Raw genomic sequence first — 4,987 nt, 5'->3', positions numbered from 1 at the left:
GTTTCTGACACTTGCTCAATTGCGCGAACGACTGAATCAAGTTTTGGCACAAATCACCCCTGAACAAATCATTTCGTTATCTTCTTACAATTTCATTCTTGAAGCCTTATTCTATGCAGCTTCATATTAAATTGGTATTACTCGGTAATTGGAGTTTTGATGCTAATGGTGACACTAGCATTACTACGATGTCGGGAAATGTGGTTAAAGATGGCAAGTGGGAGTTTGTAAGCGTACTCAAAGATGAGTAATTGTTAGTGGTTAGTGGTTAGTGGTTAGTAGTTTTGATGTTAAGTGCTAATCACTAGCCAATAACTATAGCAATCCTAAATGAACCGTAAATTTTTTACCCCACCCCAACCCTCCCCTTGCTAAGGGGAGGGAGTAAGAAATTCACAAATGATTTAGGATTGCTATATCGCTTAATTAGCAATTAGCACCCCAGCTATCACAGGCATCAAGGGGTAGCAATTCGTATAACCATTAGCGATGAGCAATTAGCAATTAGCGATTAGCAATTAGCGATTAGCCATTAGCCATTAGCGATTAGCAATTAGCAATTAGCAATTAGCAAAAATAATGAAAAATTGGCGGATTATCCTTCTGTATCTAGGTGTAGCTTACATAATTTTACTGTTAGGGCCGATTGCTGGATTTGACTTGCCTCGGATTGTTGTAGAAATAGTCCGTAGCCCTCAAGTTTTGATTCAACAATTGTTAGTAGGTCTTGTTAATGGTGCCCTACTTGCAATTATTGCGTTGGGTTATACGATGGTTTATGGCATTATTGAGCTGATCAATTTTGCTCATGGCGACTTGTATATGTTGGGTGGTTTTGCTGCTTTAACAGTGATGGGTGCTTTGGGTATTCAGGATGCTGCACCGCTAGTAGTGGCTATTCCTGCCATGTTGGTTGCCTTGATCGCTAGCACGGTTTTTTGTGCTGGAATGAATATCATTACTGAACGTTATGCCTATCGGCCTTTACGAAATGCTCCCCGTTTAGCGCCGTTAATTTCAGCAATTGGAGTTTCTTTTATTTTCCAAAATATGGGATTATTCTGGGGAGGTTTGAGAGCTTTTTTCCCTGTGATGGGAACAAACTCTGCGGCCCCTAAAAGCTTTCCCGATCTCTTGCCTAGAATTGATATTCTTAAAGCTTTGGGGATTGATAGCAGTATTGTATTTACAACCAAAGATTTGATTGTATTAGTAGTTGCCACAGTGTTGATGGTTTCGCTGCACCTATTTGTGAAGTACACCCGTTGGGGAAAGGCAATGCGTGCTACTGCTCAAAACCGAGATGCGGCTAAAATTATGGGAATTAATGTCGATCAGATTATTGCTCTAACTTTTTTAATTGGCGGTGCGCTTGCTGGTGCTGCTGGGCTATTGGTGGGATTGTACAATAACACTATTGTTTTTACAATGGGTTTTACTGCTGGATTAAGAGCTTTTACGGCAGCAGTTTTGGGTGGAATTGGCAATATTGTCGGGGCTATGTTGGGGGGAGTTTTGATTGGAGAATTATCGTCTATTAGCGATCAATATTTATCTAGCCGTTGGACTAATGCTTGGGTATTTGCGGTTTTGGTGATTATTTTGGCATTTAGACCGGGAGGTTTATTAGGAGAGAATGTTCAGGAAAAGGTGTAAGTTGGTAATTGGTAATTGGTAATTGGTAATTGGTAATTGCTTAAGTTTATTGCTTGATATATTCGGCGGTTGAAACCGCAGCTACACAAACGAAGTCCGCCTACGCGGACTAAAGAATGAAACAACTAACAACTAACAATTAACAATTAACAATTATGAACAAAAAGATAATTAAAGCAATTAAGTCGAGTGGTATTGTGGGATCGATCGCAGCCTTAACCGTTCTCATCTTTGGTGGTTGGAGTGGTTCAGTGATCGGTTGGTTGCTGGGTGCGGGTGTGGGTTTCATCCGCTGTCGCAACGAGAAGATTTATAGCCCAAAAATCGGCGCGAGACTGGGTATTGAGGCGGGATTAGCATTAGGAATTTGGCTGGCGATCGCCAGCGTCATAGAAGGAGTTATACTCAGACCGAGTTCTGGTCAATTTCCTGTACCCTTCCCGACTACATTACTTTACGGTACTTGCAGTTTAGCGATCGCCACTCTCGCCGGCGCAATCATGGGAACCCTACAGGGAATACCAGGCGATCGCAAACGATTAGCTACCCTAGTCACACTGGCTTTCATCCTCATCTCCTTTCCCTTTGTCGATGCAGCAGCAAAAACCGAATGGATAGCTACCGTCGTACAGATTCAAATTTTTATTATCCTCGCCTTGGGCTTGAATATTCCTGTAGGTTTTGCTGGCTTGCTTGACTTGGGATATGCAGCTTTTTTCGCGATCGGCGCTTATACTACTGGCTTACTCTCCTCTCCGCAACTTAACTTATATTGGAACTTCTGGGCGGTACTGCCAATTGCGGCTTTAGTGGCTGCGATCGCGGGCGTAATTTTAGGTGCGCCTACATTAAGATTAAGAGGTGACTATCTGGCAATTGTCACCCTGGGATTTGGGGAAATTATACCCGTTGTATTCAGAAATTTAACTTCGGTGCGGATAGAAGAACCGATATCTAAACTGTTAGGTTCCATCTTTGGTCATCCAGAAATAGCAATTTGTTTTTTGGGCTGCGAACAACCCCTTAACCTCACAGGTGGCGAAGCTGGAATTAACCCTATTGGTCGCCCATTTCTGCCCATAGTTGGTACATTCAGTGCGGGCAACTATTACCCTTGGTACTACTTAATTTTATGTCTAGTTGTCTTCTCCTACTTTATGATTTCACGGCTACGAGATTCCCGTCTGGGAAGGGCTTGGGCCGCTATGCGCGAAGACGAACTCGCCGCTAGTGCGATGGGAATTAACCTCGTCAAAACTAAACTATCAGCCTTTGCAATGGGGGCTACTTTTTCGGGATTTGCAGGTGCATTTTACGCCGCTTATATCAGCGCCATTTTCCCTAGCGTGTTTGATTTCTCGGTTTCTGTAATCATTTTATGTATGGTAATTTTAGGCGGTTTAGGCAATATGAGTGGTGTGATTTTGGGGAGTATTATTATCATGTCTGCGGACAGACTTTATCTACCACAACTTGCACAAATTCTCAAAGGTTTCCTCAATACCTCCGTATTACCTAACATTGCCAGTCCAGAATTGCGAGACTTTCTAGCAACCAGTTTAGACCCGATGCAATTGCGCTTGTTTCTGTTTGGTCTAACTCTAGTGGTAATGATGATTGTACGCCCAGAAGGACTGATTCCTGATAAAGTACATCAAGCGGAATTGCACTCAGATAATGAGGCGAGTAATGAATCTTTAGCCGATGCGAGGAGTCAATAATGCCACTATTGGAAGCACATCAACTGACAATGCGATTTGGAGGATTAACTGCGGTTAACCAGGTTAATTTTACTTTGGAAAAAGGCACGATCGCTAGTTTGATCGGCCCTAACGGAGCCGGGAAAACCACATTTTTTAATATGCTTACTGGCATTTATGTCCCTACTTCTGGTCAGTTGCGGATAGAAAATCAAGATATTACTGGTTCGCCACCTGACAAGCTCACAAGTTTGGGAATTGCTCGGACATTTCAGAATATCCGCTTATTTGGTAACATGACCGTGTTAGAAAATGTTTTAGTAGGCAGACATAGCAGATTAAAAACTGGATTGTTAGGAGCAATACTCCGTACTCCCGCAGTAGAGCGAGAAGAATTACAAGCTAGGGAAAAAGCACTTTCTCTGATTGATTTTGTAGGCTTAGGCACTTCTAAATCTCCAGAAAGGGCAAAAAATTTGTCTTATGGGGATCAGCGGAGATTAGAGATTGCTAGAGCCTTAGCTTCCGATCCTAAAGTGTTGCTATTAGATGAGCCGACGGCGGGGATGAATCCCAATGAAACGGCTGATTTAACGCGGTTTATTTATAGGATTCGCGATGAATTAGATTTGACAATCCTGTTAATTGAACATGATATGAAAGTGGTAATGGGAATTAGCGATCGCGTTAGCGTTATGGAATATGGTATTAAAATTGCTGAGGGAACGCCTGCGGAAGTTCGAGCCGATCCCCGCGTGATTGAAGCATATCTAGGAAAAGAAGAAGATAATGGCTAATTGCTAATTACTAATTGCTAATTGCTAATTGGGGAAAATTTCTCCCTATCTCCCTCTTCCTTCTTCCCTAGCCTCTAGCCCCTAGCCCCTAGCCCCTAAGAAATATGCTTGAAATTAAAGAAATTCATACTTACTACGGCAATATCCATGCTCTCAAAGGAGTTTCACTAAAAGTTGATCGGGGAGAAGTTGTCACTTTAATTGGTAGTAATGGTGCGGGAAAAACTACCACTCTCCGCACAATTCAAGGTCTGATTCGTCCTCGCAAAGGTAATATCTTATTTGAAGGAAAACCCATAAATTCAATGTCTACAGAGGCGATTGTTCGCTTGGGAATTTCTCAAAGTCCAGAGGGCCGACTGATTTTTCCTCGGATGACGGTACAAGAAAATTTAGAAATGGGGGCTTATCTCCGTAATGATAGTCTTGGGATTAAATCTGATACGGAATTGGTGTTAAATTTATTTCCCCGATTAAGAGAGCGAATTAGTCAAAAAGGGGGGACGCTTAGCGGCGGCGAACAGCAAATGCTAGCAATTGGACGGGCGATGATGTCGCGTCCTCGGTTGTTGTTATTAGATGAACCAAGTATGGGTTTAGCTCCGATGTTAGTGAGCCAAATCTTTGCGATTATTCGTGATATTAATTCCCAAGGAACGACGATTTTACTGGTAGAGCAAAATGCTCGGATGGCTTTAACTGTAGCTCATCGGGGATATGTAATTCAAACTGGTCAAGTTGTAGTTGAGGGTACGGCTAAAGATTTGCAGTCTAATGAGACAGTTCGTAAGGCTTATCTCGGTGAGAGTTAAGTCGTCGTGGGGGGGGGGGGGG

5 protein-coding genes are annotated in these 4,987 nt (G+C 42.6%); all 5 read left to right on the top strand.

The genetic code is table 11. The annotated features are described in order from the left end of the window. Window positions 1-113: 113 nt before the first annotated feature. The gene (locus PN499_RS20455) at window positions 114-251 is read left to right on the top strand and encodes a hypothetical protein (protein WP_272034082.1); all 138 of its coding nucleotides are present in this window, start codon (window positions 114-116) and stop codon (window positions 249-251) included. A gap of 328 nt (window positions 252-579) precedes the next feature. Continuing rightward, on the top strand, window positions 580-1,656 hold the full coding sequence (locus PN499_RS20450) for a branched-chain amino acid ABC transporter permease (RefSeq protein ID WP_272034080.1): 1,077 nt from the start codon (window positions 580-582) through the stop codon (window positions 1,654-1,656). A gap of 155 nt (window positions 1,657-1,811) precedes the next feature. Continuing rightward, window positions 1,812-3,377, top strand: coding sequence for a branched-chain amino acid ABC transporter permease (locus PN499_RS20445; RefSeq protein ID WP_272034078.1), 1,566 nt, complete (start codon window positions 1,812-1,814; stop codon window positions 3,375-3,377). Further along, window positions 3,377-4,153, top strand: coding sequence for an ABC transporter ATP-binding protein (locus PN499_RS20440; RefSeq protein ID WP_007355095.1), 777 nt, complete (start codon window positions 3,377-3,379; stop codon window positions 4,151-4,153). Before PN499_RS20445 ends, PN499_RS20440 begins: the two co-directional genes overlap by 1 nt. Before the next feature lie 104 nt (window positions 4,154-4,257). Continuing rightward, window positions 4,258-4,965 carry an ABC transporter ATP-binding protein gene (locus PN499_RS20435; RefSeq protein WP_272034076.1) on the top strand — a complete coding sequence of 236 codons (708 nt, stop codon included), beginning with the start codon at window positions 4,258-4,260 and terminating at the stop codon, window positions 4,963-4,965. Window positions 4,966-4,987 lie beyond the last annotated feature (22 nt).

It is taken from the genome of Kamptonema animale CS-326 (assembly GCF_028330895.1).
In the GTDB taxonomy this organism is placed as follows: Bacteria; Cyanobacteriota; Cyanobacteriia; order Cyanobacteriales; family Microcoleaceae; genus Kamptonema; species Kamptonema formosum.
This window is presented reverse-complemented; position numbering and strand designations above follow the sequence as displayed.

Excerpts from the sequence above, each read along its gene's own strand:
- PN499_RS20450 (WP_272034080.1), top strand. The coding sequence starts at position 580 with ATGAAAAATTGGCGGATTATCCTTCTGTATCTAGGTGTAGCTTACATA.
- PN499_RS20440 (WP_007355095.1), top strand. The coding sequence starts at position 3,377 with ATGCCACTATTGGAAGCACATCAACTGACAATGCGATTTGGAGGATTA.
- PN499_RS20455 (WP_272034082.1), top strand. The coding sequence starts at position 114 with ATGCAGCTTCATATTAAATTGGTATTACTCGGTAATTGGAGTTTTGAT.
- PN499_RS20435 (WP_272034076.1), top strand. The coding sequence starts at position 4,258 with ATGCTTGAAATTAAAGAAATTCATACTTACTACGGCAATATCCATGCT.
- PN499_RS20445 (WP_272034078.1), top strand. The coding sequence starts at position 1,812 with ATGAACAAAAAGATAATTAAAGCAATTAAGTCGAGTGGTATTGTGGGA.